The sequence below is a fragment of the Kushneria sp. EE4 genome, assembly GCF_977968315.1.
Map to the genome: position 1 here is coordinate 3,405,444 of NZ_OZ386212.1, position 14,530 is coordinate 3,419,973.

General features: G+C 63.0%; 11 protein-coding genes. 5 read left to right on the forward strand and 6 right to left on the reverse strand.

The annotated features are described in order from the left end of the window. Window positions 1–38: 38 nt before the first annotated feature. A complete protein-coding gene (locus ACXMYO_RS15350) occupies window positions 39–1,517 on the forward strand; it encodes a protein adenylyltransferase SelO (protein WP_457809365.1) in 1,479 nt (492 codons plus the stop codon). 18 nt (window positions 1,518–1,535) lie between these two features. Here the strand turns inward: ACXMYO_RS15350 and ACXMYO_RS15355 are convergent, their stop codons facing one another. After that, window positions 1,536–2,567 (reverse strand): oxidoreductase, encoded by a 1,032-nt coding sequence (locus ACXMYO_RS15355; RefSeq protein ID WP_457809366.1) that lies wholly within the window; start codon window positions 2,565–2,567, stop codon window positions 1,536–1,538. Window positions 2,568–2,659: 92 nt separating this feature from the next. Between ACXMYO_RS15355 and ACXMYO_RS15360 the strand changes: the two genes are divergently transcribed. From ACXMYO_RS15360 to ACXMYO_RS15370, 3 genes are all read left to right on the forward strand, one after another. Next, window positions 2,660–3,469, forward strand: coding sequence for a TraX family protein (locus ACXMYO_RS15360; RefSeq protein WP_457809367.1), 810 nt, complete (start codon window positions 2,660–2,662; stop codon window positions 3,467–3,469). Window positions 3,470–3,494: 25 nt separating this feature from the next. Further along, window positions 3,495–4,367 (forward strand): M23 family metallopeptidase, encoded by an 873-nt coding sequence (locus tag ACXMYO_RS15365; RefSeq protein ID WP_457809368.1) that lies wholly within the window; start codon window positions 3,495–3,497, stop codon window positions 4,365–4,367. A 159-nt stretch (window positions 4,368–4,526) separates the two neighbouring features. Further along, on the forward strand, window positions 4,527–6,302 hold the full coding sequence (locus ACXMYO_RS15370; RefSeq protein ID WP_457809369.1) for a methyl-accepting chemotaxis protein: 1,776 nt from the start codon (window positions 4,527–4,529) through the stop codon (window positions 6,300–6,302). Between the two features lie 30 nt (window positions 6,303–6,332). On the opposite strand, the gene ACXMYO_RS15375 is transcribed toward ACXMYO_RS15370, so the two are convergent. Both ACXMYO_RS15375 and ACXMYO_RS15380 read right to left on the reverse strand, forming a co-directional pair. Further along, entirely contained in the window at window positions 6,333–6,776 is a 444-nt protein-coding gene (locus ACXMYO_RS15375; protein WP_457809370.1) for a hypothetical protein, read from the reverse strand. 132 nt (window positions 6,777–6,908) lie between these two features. Continuing rightward, a complete protein-coding gene (locus tag ACXMYO_RS15380) occupies window positions 6,909–8,072 on the reverse strand; it encodes a phosphoglycerate kinase (RefSeq protein ID WP_457809371.1) in 1,164 nt (387 codons plus the stop codon). A 429-nt stretch (window positions 8,073–8,501) separates the two neighbouring features. Between ACXMYO_RS15380 and ACXMYO_RS15385 the strand changes: the two genes are divergently transcribed. Next, window positions 8,502–9,554 carry a class I fructose-bisphosphate aldolase gene (locus ACXMYO_RS15385; RefSeq protein WP_438765825.1) on the forward strand — a complete coding sequence of 351 codons (1,053 nt, stop codon included), beginning with the start codon at window positions 8,502–8,504 and terminating at the stop codon, window positions 9,552–9,554. 110 nt (window positions 9,555–9,664) lie between these two features. Here ACXMYO_RS15385 and tkt read toward each other — a convergent pair whose 3' ends face one another. From tkt to ACXMYO_RS15400, 3 genes are all read right to left on the reverse strand, one after another. Then, a complete protein-coding gene (gene tkt, locus ACXMYO_RS15390) occupies window positions 9,665–11,659 on the reverse strand; it encodes a transketolase (protein ID WP_457809372.1) in 1,995 nt (664 codons plus the stop codon). A gap of 198 nt (window positions 11,660–11,857) precedes the next feature. Further along, window positions 11,858–12,625, reverse strand: coding sequence for a triose-phosphate isomerase family protein (locus ACXMYO_RS15395; RefSeq protein ID WP_457809373.1), 768 nt, complete (start codon window positions 12,623–12,625; stop codon window positions 11,858–11,860). Window positions 12,626–12,658: 33 nt separating this feature from the next. Beyond that, a complete protein-coding gene (locus tag ACXMYO_RS15400; RefSeq protein WP_457809374.1) occupies window positions 12,659–14,374 on the reverse strand; it encodes a dihydroxyacetone kinase family protein in 1,716 nt (571 codons plus the stop codon). Between the last annotated feature and the right edge of the window lie 156 nt (window positions 14,375–14,530).

The window sequence follows — 14,530 nt, forward strand, 5'->3', positions numbered from 1 at the left end:
CATTTCATCAATACGCGGCGTTTGCCGCTGGAGTCACCATGTTTCCGACCTTTACCCTGCGCTATTCGCAACTGCCCTCGCATTTTTATGAGCCCTTCACCCCGGTAATGGTTGAAAAGCCCGAGCTGGTCGCGTTTAACCGACCGCTTGCCGAGACGCTGGGCTTTGATCTTTCAAACTTTGATGAACAACAGGCGACCGACTGGTTTTCCGGCAACGAGGTGCCCGAGGGCGCCGAGCCGGTCGCTCAGGCCTACGCCGGCCACCAGTTCGGCGGCTTCTCGCCGCGGCTGGGTGATGGCCGGGCGGTACTGCTGGGCGAGGTGACCGACCGCGACGGGCGGCTGCGGGATATCCAGCTCAAGGGCAGCGGCCGCACGCCGTTTTCCCGCGGCGGTGACGGCCGCGCGCCGCTGGGGCCGGTGCTGCGCGAGTATCTGCTCAGCGAGGCGATGCATGTCATGGGCATTCCCACCACGCGGGCGCTGGCGGCGGTGACCACCGGTGAGCGGGTCATGCGGCGCATGCCCGAGCCCGGTGCGGTGCTCACGCGGGTGGCCTCGAGCCATATCCGGGTCGGCACCTTTCAGTACTTCGGCTCGCGCCACGACTTTGAGGCCGTCAAAACGCTGGCCGATCACGTGATCGAGCGCCACTACCCGACGCTGCTTGAGACGCCCGAGCAGGAACGCTATCTGGCGCTTTTGAAAGCGATCCAGCAGCGTCAGGCCGAGCTGGTGGCGCGCTGGATGGGCGTGGGCTTCATTCACGGCGTGATGAACACCGACAACACCTCGATTGCCGGCGAGACCATCGACTTTGGCCCGTGTGCGTTCATGGAGCGGTATGACCCGGGCACGGTGTTCAGCTCGATCGATACCGGCGGGCGCTACGCCTACGTCAATCAGCCAGTGATTTTGCAGTGGAACATGGCGCGTCTGGGCGAGGCGATGCTGCCGCTGTTCGATGAGGACGAGCAGCGCGCCATCGAGCGGGCCACCGAGGTGGTGCAGGGCTTCTCCGAGCAGTACCACACGGTCTGGCTTGCGGTCATGCGTGACAAGATCGGTCTTCGACATCATGAAGAAGACAGTGATCAGGAGCTGATCGAGGCCCTGCAGGAGGCCATGCGCGTCGGGCGTGCCGACTTCACCCTGACGTTTCGACAGCTCGGCGAGTGCGCCCGCGGTGAGGATGGCGATGCGTCGCTGCTGGCGCTCTTTGAACAGGACGCCGACATTCGCGACTGGCTGTCGCGCTGGCGTCAGCGTCTGACCCGCGAGGGGGCCGATGGTGACGAGATCGCGCGTCACATGCATGCGGTCAACCCGCTCTACATCCCGCGCAACCACCAGGTCGAACAGGCACTCAGTGCGGCCGCCGAGGGCAACTTCGAGCCGTTCGAGACGCTGCGCGAGATTCTCGCCCGGCCGTTTGACGAACAGCCCGGGCGGGAAGCCTGGACGCTGCCGGCCGGACCCGACGAAGCCGTATTTCGTACCTTCTGCGGCACCTGAAACCGTGACGACAGGCGCTTAGAGTGTGACCTCGCGCCCGCTGGCGCTGCTCTCGTGGGCGGCGTCGATCACTCGCATCACCTCAAGCGCCTGCTCGGGGGTGACCGCAAGGTCCGCCTCGCCGTTCAGGTGTGCAACGAGATTGTCGTAGTAGGCGCGGTAGTCGCCGCGGGCGTTGTCGATGCTCTCCTGCTCGCCGGTCTCGCCCTGATACAGCACGCCGCGCACCGGGTCTTCGCCCCAGCCGGGCTGGCCCGGGGTGCCGCCGTCGCGCAGGGTCTGCTCCTGGGTATCGATGCCATGCTTGATATACGAGGCGCGGGTGCCGTCGACGGCGTAGCGCAGGCTGTCACAGGCGCTCAGGGCGTGGCTTGAGAGCACCACCCGGTGATGGTCATAGCGCAGCAGCACATGGAAATAATCCACCGCGCCGCCGCCGGAGCGCAGCGTGGCCAGGTCGGCGTAGACGGCCTGTGGCGTGCCGAACAGCGTGAGCGCCTGATCGGCCAGATGCGCGCCCAGATCATACCAGGCGCCGCTGCCGGGGCCGGGACGCTCGCGCCAGCGGTCGCGTACTTCAGGGCGAAAGCGATCAAAGTGCATATGACAGCGGGTCACCGACCCCAGGCGGTCGGTGTCCAGCAACGCCTTGAGGGTCAGAAAGTCCGCGTCCCACCGGCGGTTCTGGAAGACGCTGAAAACTCTGTCATGATGGCGGGCGCAGGCCGTGATACGTTCAAGCTCTTCACCGTCAAGCGCCACGGGCTTGTCGATGACCACATGCTTGCCGGCCTCGAGCGCCGCCACGGCAAGGTCTGCATGGGTATCGTTGGGCGTGGCGATGACGATCAGATCGACCGTCGGGTCACCCAGGGCCTGTTCGGCGGCCGGGTAGACCTCGATGTCGGGCAGTTCGGCGTGAACGTCGTCAGGCCGACTGGAGACCACGCCGCCAAGCGTCATGCCCTGTGTGTGTCGAATCAGGGGCGCATGGAAAACGCGCCCGACCAGCCCGAAGCCGATGATCACGGTCCTGAGAGGGGAGGGCATGGACTGCCTCCGAGTTGTCCTGTGAATTGGTGCCGCGCCATTCGCGGCCTGTGGTGTCACTTCTGCCAACCTGACCAAATGATGGAGCGCGCATGACCGAATCAACCGCCGGTGTCGGGACATCGGGGCGCAGAGCCGTTCTGTCCCGCTGGACGGACTGGGGCAAATGGCTGGCCCTGATCTCGATGACCGTGGATCACGTGGTGCGCTATGCGCTGTCCAACGAACTCTCCTGGCAGTTCGGCTGGGCCAGCTCCACCATCGGGCGGGTCGCGTTTCCGCTGTTTGCCGCCATGGTGGCCTGGCACGGGCTTTTCGATACCCGCAATCCCATGCGCTATGCCCGCCGCATCCTGATCATCGGTCTGATCGCCCAGCTACCCTATATGCTGATGCCGCGCTACTCCAGCGTGCTGGTGATCAACGTGTGCTTTACGCTGGCCTTTGGGCTGGTGTGGGGCGCCTGGCTGCGTCAGCTTCTCGTGTCACCGCCCGGAGAGGGTCGTGCCCGGGTCATCACGGCCGCGGGCGTGGCGCTTTCTCTGATCGTCTGGTACACCGTGGGGCCATTGCTGGAGTACGGCCGCTTTGGCCTTTTGATGGTGCCGGGATTCATGCTGGCGATGGCGTTTTATCAGCACTTTGATCACGGCGTGGCGCGCATCTGGGCCTGGCTTGCCGGCGTGCCGATCCTTTTGATCACGGCCCAGCTCAACATCTATACGATCAGCAAGACCGTGGCGTTTTCGACCACCCTGGTGGTGCTGGTGATCGCCGCGGGTCTGGCGCGCTGGATACCCGGCGTTGTGCGCATGCCGCGCTGGCTGTGGCTTGGCTGGTATCCCGGGCATCTGGCCCTGATTGCGCTGATCGTTTATCTCCCCTATATGCTGCCTGCCTGACAATTTTTTAAAAGCGAGTGATGCCATGTCCCTTGATGCCACGATGTCGATAACCGCTCTGCGACGCGCCCTGTCGAAGCTGCTGCCGGCCCTGGTGATGACTGCCGCCTTCATGGCCCAGCCCGCCATCGCCGAGACGCCGGTGCCCATCGTCTTTCCCGAGCAGGTTCAGCAGGGCAGCATGGTGATCGGTCGGGTGCCGCCCGGCAGTCAGGTGACCCATGCCGGGCGCACGCTGGGCGTGACCGACTACGGCACGGTGGTGTTTGGTATCGGTCGCGAGGCCGAAGGCACCAGTGAAGTAAGTGTGACGCCGCCGGGCGAGCAGGCGCGCACGGTCGGCATTCGGGTCACCGAGCGCGATTTCCCCGTCGAGCGCATTAACGGCGTGCCGCCAAAGACCGTGTCACCGCCGCCGGAGGTCGCCGAGCGCATTCGGCGTGAGCAGGCCGGCGTCAGCCAGGCGCGCACCCGCGACGAGCGGATCACCGATTTCGCCGAGGGCTTTATCTGGCCGGTGAAGGGGCGAATCAGCGGGCGCTTTGGCAATCAGCGCGTCTATAACGGCACGCCCGGCTCGGCGCATTCGGGCATGGATATTGCGGTGCCCACCGGCACGCCGGTCAAGGCACCCGCTGGCGGCATCGTGACCTTTGCCAACCCGGATCTGTATCTGACCGGGGGCACGGTGCTGATCGATCATGGCTACGGTATCAGCTCCAACTTCCTGCATCTGTCAAAGCTGGATGTGGCGGTGGGCGATCGCGTGGCGCAGGGGGATGTGATCGGTGAGGTAGGCGCGACCGGCCGTGCCACCGGCCCGCATTTGCACTGGGGCATGAACTGGTTTGATACCCGTATTGACCCGCTGCTGGTGCTGGAGCGCCAGCAGGGATAAACAGGCTTTTGATATTTCGACAAGGTGGCGGTCTTTATGACCGCCATGCGTTTTTTGAATGGCAGGAACTCTTCAGTTCAATGGCCGTCATGGCGATAACCTCTGTCCTTATGTATAGCGCGTTAATTAATAGTGCCTTAATAAAGACAGGTGGCTCACATGGCAATGGCGTCAGGCGTCTCAACTCTTTCAAACATGCGTGTGCGTACTCGCATGATACTCGGCTTCTCTGCCGTGCTCTTTTTGATCGTATTGCTGACCGCCATCGGGGTCTGGCGGGTGGGTGAAATCGATCGTGGGCTGGCTCGCATCAATGACATCAACAGCGTTCAGCAGCGCCACGCCATCGATTTCCGGGGCAGCGTGCATGACCGGGCCATTGCGCTGCGGGATGCCACGCTGGTCAGTGATGGCGATCTGCCACGGGTCATCGCACGGATCGATAAACTAACGGCCGACTATCAGGCCGCAGCCGCCGGCATGGCCATTATGGCCTCGGATGCCGAGAATTTTTCAGCCGATGATCAGCGCCTTCTGACCGGCATCAACGCCGTTCATGATCGCACCATGCCGCTGATCGATCGCGTGCTCGCCGCACGCCGGGCCGGTGATATCGAGGGCGCTCGGGCCCTGCTGCTGTCGCAGGCGGCCCCGGCCTTTAACGACTGGCTGGCCTCGATCAACGCTTTCATCGACTATCAGGAAGCCACGAACCAGGCCGAGGCGGGTGTGGTACGCGGCATCAGCGGTGGCTTCAAGGCCACCATGATCACCCTGTGCGCGCTGGCGGTGCTTTTGGGCATCGTGATTGCCACGCTGATTACACGCGGGCTTTTGAAAACGCTGGGCGCCGAGCCCGGTGAAGTGCGGGCGCTGGCCGAGGCGATCGGCCGTGGCGAGCTTGATGTCTCACGCAGATCCTATGGTGAACACGATCGCAGCATCATGGCGGCCCTGAGCCGCACAACCGACCGGCTGCAGGAGACCGTGGCCAATGTTCGCCGCACCGCCCATGAAGTGTCTCATGCCAGTGGCCGCATCGAGGATGGCAACAGCCAGCTCTCTTCGCGCACCGAGCAGCAGGCCAGTGCACTGGAGCAGACAGCCGCGGCCATGGAAGAGCTCAGCGCGACGGTACGTCAAAACGCTGACAACGCCCGTGACGCCGAACAGCTGGCCACCAGCGCCGCCGGTGTGGCTGAACGCGGTGGGGAGGTGTTCGGCAGCGTGGTGGTTACCATGAAAGAGATCAACGACGGCGCACGACGCATCGCCGAGATCATCAGCGTGATCGACAATATTGCTTTTCAAACCAATATTCTGGCCCTCAACGCCTCGGTCGAGGCGGCCCGGGCCGGCGAACAGGGGCGTGGCTTCGCGGTCGTGGCCGGCGAGGTCAGGAATCTGGCCAGTCGCAGTGCCGAGGCGGCACGTGAAATCAATGCGCTGATCTCGGCAAGCGTGACCCGCACCGAAGAGGGCACGGCACTGGTGGATCAGGCCGGTCAGACCATCGAGGAAGTGGTCACCTCCATCAAGCGTGTTCACCACATCATGGGCGATATCAGCCGTGCCAGCGCCGAGCAGAGCACCGGTGTCAGCCAGGTGGGTGAGGCCATCGGCCAGCTGGATCAGACCACACAGCACAACGCCCACATGGTCGAACAAAACGGTGAAGCCTCGCGCAGGCTGCATCAGCAGTCGCAGGCGCTGGTCGAGGCCGTCTCGGTCTTTCGTCTGGACTCTTCGGTAACGAAGGACGCCGCAGCCATCGAATCAAACAGGGCATTTGAGGCATCGACGCGACCGGCCCCGAAAGCGCTGGTATCAAGGGGTGTAAAAAAGACCGACGCCTCGACGGGCGTCAGTCTCCGGCCGGCAGCTTCTCGTGTCCCATCACGAAGCGAGACGGTCGAGGAGTGGGAAAGCTTCTAGATCAAGGCAAGGAAGATATCCGGGGAGCCGTCAGTCCGCGCTGTGTTTGTTCAGTGACTGGCGGTACTGGCGAATCAGGCGCTTGATCAAAAGCGAGATCAGAAACACCAGCCAGCCCACCGTCATCAAAAGACAGGCCAGCGTCCATTGCTGGGCGTCGGGCAGAGTGCCCACCAGGCGTTCCAGCAGCCACCACAGGGGCGGGGCGAGCAGCAGGGGGGGATAGAGAATGTGCATCCACATTTCGGTGCGACGCTTTCTGACCCGGTAACGTGCCAGCGTGAGCTTCAGCGGCTGCCACAAAAGCGTTGTCAGGGCGCAGACCAGTACCACCAGGGTGGCCAGTAAAAAGACGAGACTGCTTTGATTGACCAGCGACCACTGAATGCTCCAGCCGTAGCCTACCCACAGGGCGCCTTCGAGCAGGGCGGCCGAATCGGGCCAGCTACCGGCATAAAAGAGTCGTTTGTTCATGGGTGGCCTGTTGTGCACTTTATCGCAGTGTATCGCCGCAGGGCCGTGACGGAAACATGATGACAAAGCGGTGTTACAAAAAGGGGCCCTGTTCTCGCAAAAGAACAGGGCCCCTGTCATGAGTGATGCCGTTTACTTCGCGGCGTCACGCAGGGCGCTGACGGCCGGCAGGGTCTTGCCTTCCACGTACTCGAGAAAGGCACCGCCGCCGGTGGAGATATAGGAGATATCATCGGTGACGTTGTACTTGTCGATGGCCGCCAGGGTGTCACCGCCGCCGGCAATCGAGAAGCCGTCGCTGTCGGCGATGGCATGCGCCATGGCTTTGGTGCCGGCGCTGAACTGATCGATTTCGAACACGCCGACCGGACCGTTCCACAGGATGGTGCCGGCTTCGCGCAGCGACGCGGCGTAGGTCTGCGCCGTTTGCGGACCGACATCGAGAATCATCTCGTCATCGCGCACTTCATCAACGTTGCGGGTGACGGCTTCGGCCTTGTCGGAGAACTCGGTGGCCACGACCACATCGATGGGCAGCGGCACGTTGACCTTGTCCATCAGGGCCTTGGCCTGATCGACCAGGTCGGCTTCATACAGCGATTTGCCCACGTTGTAGCCGGCAGCCGCGATGAAGGTGTTGGCAATCCCGCCGCCCACGATCAGCTGGTCGCACTTCTCGGACAGGGCGTTGAGCACCTCAAGCTTGGAGGAGACCTTGGAGCCGCCGACGATGGCGACCATCGGACGCTTCGGGGTGGCAAGGGCCTTTTCGAGCGCGTCCAGCTCCGAGGAGAGCAGCGGGCCGGCGCAGGCGTCCGGAGCAAAGCGGGCCACGCCATGGGTCGAGGCCTGAGCGCGGTGCGCGGTGCCAAAGGCATCCATCACGTAGACGTCGCACAGGCTGGCGTATTTTTTGGCCAGCGCTTCATCGTCCTTTTTCTCGCCCTTGTTAAAGCGCACGTTTTCCAGCAGCACGACCTCGCCTTCTTCTACCTCGGGGTCCTGCTCAAGATAGTCGCGCTCCAGGCGTACCGTCATGCCCAGAAGCTCGCCCAGGTGATTGGCCACCGGGGCCAGCGACTCTTCGTCGTTGGGCTCGCCTTCGGTCGGGCGACCCAGATGGCTCATCAGCATGATGCGCGCATTTTGTTCCAGGGCCGTGCGAATGGTGGGCAGGCTGGCACGAATGCGGGCATCCGAGGTGACCTTTCCATCCTTGATCGGCACGTTAAGGTCCTGACGAATCAGGACACGCTGGCCGGCGAGGTTGAGCTCGGACATCTTGCGCACGGTCATGTCGCTACTCCCGTATGAATGATAAGCGTTGAGCGGTAAGGGCAGCCCTGACGTTGCCTTCAGGCCTTCAGGACCGGTTTGAAAACTCTTCCCAGCATAGCAGGGACATGGAAAACGAAGACAGTCGCACCGCCTGCCATTATCGAGGGGCCGGCAGCCCTGACGGGTATGAGACTTTCGTCCAGGGGGCGAGGGCGGCGCACACCGCGGTCAAGTGGGGTGTGTCACCCACCCCGCACAATGAGGCGCAGTCATGGCGGCCTCGAGTACGTGGTTGTCCGTGACAGACATGCACTGCGGCGCCCTTCATGCGTGAATACTACTGACAAAACATGACATGAACTGCAACGTATAGTTGCTTATGCTGTTCAGGCCGCGGCATTGGCCTGCGGCAATGCAAAATCTTTCGTAGAAAAGAGGATGAAGATAATGACAGATATCGCCAGGCTGCTGGGAGAGGAAGCGGATAGCCTGTTGAACCATACCTGTGCCGGGTTCAGGAAAGAAGACCTGCACCTGCCGGGCCCCGATTTCGTGAATCGGGTCATGATGGACAGCAGCCGCTCGCCGCATGTACTGCGCAACATGCAGACCATCTTCAACCACGGCCGACTCGGTGGCACGGGCTATGTCAGCATGCTGCCGGTCGATCAGGGCATCGAGCACTCGGCCGGGGCCTCCTTTGCGCCCAATCCGCAGTACTTTGACCCGAAAAACATCGTTGAGCTGGCCATCGATGGCGGCTGCAACTGCGTGGCCTCCACGCTGGGCGTGCTGTCCTCGGTGGCGCGTCGCTACGCGCACCGTATCCCGATGATGGTCAAGCTCAACCACAACGAGACGCTGACCTATCCGGCCATCTACGACCAGACCATCTTTGCACAGGTCGAGCAGGCGCATGACATGGGCTGTGTCGCCGTGGGCGCCACCATCTATTTCGGCTCACCGGAAAGCCGCCGCCAGATTCAGGAGATCAGCGAAGCGTTCGAGCGCGCGCACGAGCTGGGCATGGTCACCGTGCTGTGGTCCTACCTGCGTAACCCCGAGTTCAAGAAAGATGGTACCGACTACCACGTCTCTTCTGACCTCACCAGTCAGGCCGTCCACCTGGCCGCGACCATCAATGCCGACATCGTCAAGCAGAAGCTGCCGGAGAACAACGGTGGCTATCGTGCGGTCGGCTTCGGTCATACCCACGACCGCGTCTATGACGAGCTCGTCAGCGACAACCCGATCGACTGGGCGCGCTATCAGGTCGTCAACAGCTTCATGGGTCGTGCCGGGTTGATCAACTCCGGCGGTGGCTCCAAGGGCCATTCCGACATGGGTGAGGCCGTGCGTACCGCGGTGATCAACAAGCGTGCCGGCGGCATGGGTCTGATCTCCGGGCGCAAGGCGTTCCAGAAAACGCGCGAAGAGGGTGTGGCCCTGTTGAACGCGATTCAGGACGTCTATCTCGACAAGGACATCACCGTCGCCTGATCGCGATGTTGTGAGCGTCACGCAAAAGGGCCCGGCAAACAATTGCCGGGCCCTTTCTTTGGGTCTGTCATCGCATCAGCCCCGGGCGGATACCCGGGGCCGGGTCTCGATTACGCCTTGAGCATCTGCTCGGCGCGCTCAACGACCTTCTCTACCGTGAAGCCGAAGTGCTTGAACAGATCACCGGCCTTGCCGGACTCGCCGTAGGTGGTCATGCCGAACACGTGACCGTCCAGACCGACATACTTGTACCAGGTTGACGGAATTGCGGCTTCGATCGCCATGCGATTGCGCACCGACGGCGGCAGCACGGAATCACGATAGCCCTGATCCTGCTCATCGAACTTGGTGGTGCAGGGCATGGAGACCACGCGTACCTTCGTGCCCTTGCCTTCGATCTCTTTGGCGGCATCCATCGCCAGACCCACTTCGGAGCCGGTGGCGATCAGGATCATCTCGGGCTGACCGTCGCAGTCATGCAGGATATAGCCGCCGCGGCGGATGTTTTTCACCTGCTCATGATCGCGCGACTGCGCCGGCAGATCCTGACGCGAGAAGATCAGGGCCGTGGGGCCGGTTTCGCGCTCGAGACCTTCCACCCAGGACGCGGCGGTTTCGGTGGCATCGCACGGGCGCCATGTGGCCAGACCCGGCAGGTTGCGCAGGTCGGCGAGCTGCTCGACCGGCTGGTGGGTCGGGCCGTCTTCGCCCAGACCGATGGAGTCGTGGGTAAAGACGTGGATGATGCGCGTGTGCGACAGGGCCGACATGCGTACGGCGTTGTGCATGTACTCCATGAACACCAGGAAGGTGGCGTCATAGGGAATGAAGCCGCCGTGGGTGGCGATGCCGTTGGCGATCGCGCCCATGCCGAATTCACGCACGCCGTAGTGCAGGTAGCTGCCGTCGAAGTTGTCCTTGCTGACCGCCTTGGCACCCTTCCACAGCGTCAGGTTGGACGGCGCCAGATCGGCGCTGCCGCCAAAGAGTTCCGGCAGATCCGGGGCCAGCTCGTTGAGCACGCCAAGGGAGGCCTTGCGTGAAGCGGTGGTCTCGGATTTTTCCTGCGCGCGCTGGATCAGGGCGTCGCCGTCAAAATTCTCCGGCAGTTCGCCGTTGTAGCGACGCTTGAGTTCCTTGGCCAGCTCCGGGTGGGCCTTTTCATACGCGGCCAGCTTCTGCTCGTATTCGTCTTCGAGCTGCTTGCCCGTCTCGCGAGCGTCCCACGCCTTGTAGATGTCGTCAGGAATTTCGAACGCGCCGTGCTCCCAGCCCAGCTGCTTGCGAGCCGCTTCGACTTCCTCGTCACCCAGAGCGGCGCCGTGGCTTTCTTCCTTGCCTGCCTTGTTGGGTGAACCAAAGCCGATCACGGTCTTGCAGATGATCAGGGTCGGCTTGTCGCTGACTTCCTTCGCTTCGCGGATGGCGGCGTCGATCTGTTCGGCGTCGTGGCCGTCCACGTCACGAATGACGTTCCAGTGATAGGCTTCAAAGCGCTTGGCGGTGTCATCGGAGAACCAGCCTTCAACTTCGCCATCGATCGAGATGCCGTTGTCGTCATAAAAGACGACCAGGTTGCCCAGCCCCAGATGGCCTGCCAGCGAGCAGGCCTCGTGGCTGACGCCTTCCATCATGCAGCCGTCACCGGCAAATACCCAGGTGCGGTGGTTGATGATCTCGTGACCATCACGGTTGAACTGTGCCGCCAGCGTGCGCTCGGCGACGGCCATGCCCACGGCATTGGCCAGCCCCTGACCCAGCGGCCCGGTGGTGGTTTCAATGCCCGGCGTGTAGCCGTGCTCCGGGTGACCCGGGGTCTTTGAGCCGAGCTGACGGAAATTCTTGAGCTCTTCCATCGGCAGCTCATAACCGGTCAGATGCAACAGCGAATAGTGCAGCATCGAACCGTGACCGTTGGAGAGAATGAAACGGTCGCGCTCAGCCCAGTCCGGATTGGCCGGATTGTGTCTGAGGTGATCGTTCCAGAGCACTTCCGCGATATCAGCCATGCCCATCGGCATACCCGGGTGGCCGGAGTTGGCCTTCTGCACGGCATCCATCGAAAGCGCACGGACGGCATTGGCGAGGTGACGACGCGAGGTCATATCTGGGTAAACTCCTGCCTGCTGGTGGTTGTGAAAGGGGCCTTGGCATCATCGACCGGTTCAATGCGTCGTGACGCCGGGCCCGCATCGATTCCGAATGGGTTTATTCGACAAGAGTAGCTGCATGAACCGGTGATGTCGCCCCCCCGGTTTCAGGAAAGATGTGCCGAAACCGGTTCACTGCAGCACGTTCAGGGATCAGCGAGACGCTGTGGAAAGCGTCATGACTTCATCGAGAATCTGCTCGAAGGCGTGCGCGTCGTGCACGAATCGCCCCAGAAACATGCCCTGAACGCTGCCTTCAAGACGTGACAAAAGTCCCGGCCCGGCGCTGCCGCCATAGATGACGCGCCCGCCGCCGTGCGCGTCCAGATACGCCTGAAGCTTCATGCACACGGCACTGATGTGCTCGCTCGAAGCCGGCTGGCTGGCCCCGATCGCCCAGTGCGGCTCATAGGCCACGATCAGATCGGTCTCTCTGGGCTGCGGTGCCTCGGCAAGGGCACTTTCCATCTGGCGAATGCACTCGCTGGCCGCCGCCTCGGGGGCGCCCTCATCGGTTTCGCCAATGCACAGCACGGGGGAGAGCCCGTGCGTCATGGCGCGGGCTGTCTTGGCGGCGATCAGGGGCTCATCTTCATGAAAGTGGCGACGCCGCTCGGCGTGGCCGATCTCGACACAGCGACAGCCCATTTCGGCGAGCATGGCGGCGCTGACTTCCCCGGTCCAGGCGCCGGGCGGCTGATCACTCATGTTCTGCGCCCCGATGCGGATGTCGGTGCCACGCACAATGTCGAGCACCGGCGCCAGGGTCGGCAACGAGGGCATGATGAAAAGCGCCACATGCCCCTGGGTTACGGCAGGGTGGCGCCGGGCGATGTCACTCACCTGACGACACCAGTCAAGCGTTTGCTGATAGCCGAAGTACATCTTGAGGCTGGTGCCGATAAGCAGGGGCGCGGTCATGTCTCTCTCCTGGATCAAACCGTGGGGTCCGGATTACAACACATCCACGACGGCGCGGATGATCATGGACAACGACACGGCGCCGGCATCCGGCGTGCCCTTGCTCTTTTCCGCCAGCGGCCGGGCGCGACCGATTTTCGGGACAAGGTCAGCGGTGTCCTTCGCGGCCTGTTCGGCACGCTCGGCGCCGGCCTGCCAGGCCGTTTTTAGATCATCGCCGGCGTCGACACGTTCGCTGAGCACTTCGCTGAAGGGCACCAGAACGTCGACGAGCGTCTTGTCACCGACCTTCGCCTTGCCGAAATGCATGATGTTGTCGCGGGCATCGTTGACCCCCTGGGCAATGCGCGCGGCATCGGGTTTCTTCTCGTCGCCGATGGCCATCGCCAGCGAGTGCAGCGCCGAACCCCAGATAGCGCCCGAGGTGCCGCCGGCGCGGTCGGCCCAGGCATCACCCGCCATGCGCAGCAGGGTACCGGCGCCGGCGCCGCGCTCTATCACCTCGCGCCCCTTGTCAACGGCGGCCTTGCCGCCACGGGCCATGCCGATGCCGTGATCGCCGTCGCCGGCCACGGCATCGATACGTCCGAACTCTTCTTCGTTGTCCTCGATGACCTTATAGGTGGCCTCAAGTGCGGCCAGTACCCTGGCGGCGGCTTCCTTCGACTCTTCAGTGGCCTCGGGGATGGCATCCGGGTCGGGAATGTCGATTTCAGCGGCATCGAGCGGCTCGGCGCTGACCACGCTGCCCTTGCTGTAGGCGGGCGTGTCGCAGGGGGCGGCCCAGAACTTCTCAAGCTCCTCGTCGAGCCAGAACAGTGTCAGTGAGGCGCCGGCCATGTCGAGGCTGGTCACCAGCTCGCCGACCTCGGGCTCGACAATCTCGAGCCCGGCCTCTTTCAACAGCTGATTGACGCGGCGATAAACCACAAAAAGCTCTTCATACTTGACCGTGCCCAGACCGTTAAGCAGCACCGAGGCTCGCGCCCCCTTTGCGCTGCTGACGCCTTCGGGCAGCTCCTCCAACAGCCGCTTGACCAGCAGCTCGGCCAGCTCGTCGGCCGTGGGAATGTCCTGCTCGCTGATACCCGGCTCGCCGTGAATGCCCAGGCCCACGGCCATCTTGCCTTCGGGAACGTGAAAGAGGGCGTCATCGGCGCCGGGCAGGGTGCAGCCGTCAAAGGCCACGCCAAAGGAGCGAGTGCGAAGATTGGCGGCTTCTGCCGCACGCACTACCTCTTCGAGCGAGTAGCCGGCCTCGGCAGCGGCCGAGGCGATCTTGAACACGGTCAGATCGCCGGCGATACCGCGGCGTTTTTGAATCTCTTCAAGGCTGGCGCTGGAGACATCGTCGATGACCTTGACCATCTCGCACGGGATGCCCTCACTGATCAGACGATCCCGGGCCTGGCCGAAGTGCAAGACGTCGCCGGCGTAGTTGCCGTAGCTCAGCAGCACACCGGCGCCGTTGTTGGCCGCGCGGGCGACCGAGTAGATCTGCTGGGCCGAGGGCGAGGCAAACAGATTGCCCATGGCCGCCCCGTGGGCCAGCCCCTGGCCGACCAGGCCGCAAAAGGCGGGGTAGTGGCCGGAGCCGCCGCCGATGACCACCGCCACGGTATTCGGCTCGCTTTTCGTGCTGCGAATCACGCCGCCGGGCACCTGGCGTACCCGGTGGGCGTGGGCGGCCACGAAGCCTTCGGTGGCTTCGTCGACAAAGGCAACGGGGTCGTTGAAAAGGCGTGTCATGACGGGCGTACTCCTGATGAGGCGATGATGATCCGACATCGCGTGCGGGCGCTATACTCAAGGGCCCTTCGATGCCTCTCTCCCCTTCGGGCGGCTGTGCGCCCGAACAGGAAATTGTCAGAACGATAATATGATCCTGACATGTACATTTGTTAG